The organism is Emticicia fontis, assembly GCF_054779675.1.
On sequence record NZ_BAAGXU010000053.1, the window covers coordinates 771 to 1827 of the forward strand.

A 1057-nucleotide genomic window follows, 5' to 3' on the forward strand; every position below is an offset into this window, starting at 1 on the left:
CTCAACCACAAGTGTGACTCAAAGTACAACGCCACCAAGTGCAAGTATCACAGGCACGACCAACCTAAGTTGTACAACCACGAGTGTAACAAGACAAGCCAGTGGCGGAGGGACATACTTATGGTCAAATGGATTAGGGACGAATGCGACAGCGACCATCACCATTCCGGGTACTTATACGGTAACAGTAACCGGAAGTAATGGTTGTACTGCCACAGCGACCACAAGTGTGACCCAAAGCACAACGCCACCAAGTGCAAGTATCACCGGCACGACCAACCTAAGTTGCACAACCACGAGTGTCACAAGGCAAGCCAGTGGCGGAGGAACTTATTTATGGTCATCAGGCTTAGGGACGAATGCGACAGCGGCCATCACCATTCCGGGTACATATACGGTAACAGTAACCGGAAGTAATGGCTGTACTGCCACAGCAACCACAAGTGTGACTCAAAACACCACCCCACCAAGTGCAAGTATCACAGGCACGACCAACCTAAGTTGCACAACAACGAGTGTCACAAGACAAGCCAGTGGCGGAGGAACCTACCTATGGTCAAATGGATTAGGAACAAATGCGACAGCGACCATCACAATTCCGGGTACTTATACAGTAACAGTGACAGGCACAAATGGCTGTACCGCCACAGCGACCACAAGTGTGACTCAAAGCACAACGCCACCAAGTGCAAGTATCACAGGCACAGATAATTTGACTTGTACAACTACAAGTGTAACCAGAACAGCAAGTGGTGGAGATATTTACCAATGGTCATCAGGCTTAGGGACGAATGCGACAGCAACCATTACCATTCCGGGTACTTATACGGTAACTGTGACAGGCACAAATGGCTGTACCGCCACAGCGACCACAAGTGTGACTCAAAGCACAACGCCACCAAGTGCAAGTATCACAGGTACAACGAATCTGGATTGTACAACCACGAGTGTCACAAGACAAGCCAGTGGCGGAGGGACTTATTTATGGTCAAATGGCTTAGGGACGAATGCCACAGCAACTATCACAAGTCCAGGCACTTATACAGTAACGGTAACG

At 49.3% G+C, this 1057-nt stretch carries 1 pseudogene; it reads left to right on the forward strand.

Annotated features, from left to right (window positions below):
• Nucleotides 1-13: 13 nt before the first annotated feature.
• Nucleotides 14-1057: pseudogene (locus ACYVFA_RS23220) on the forward strand (hypothetical protein); the annotation flags it as partial.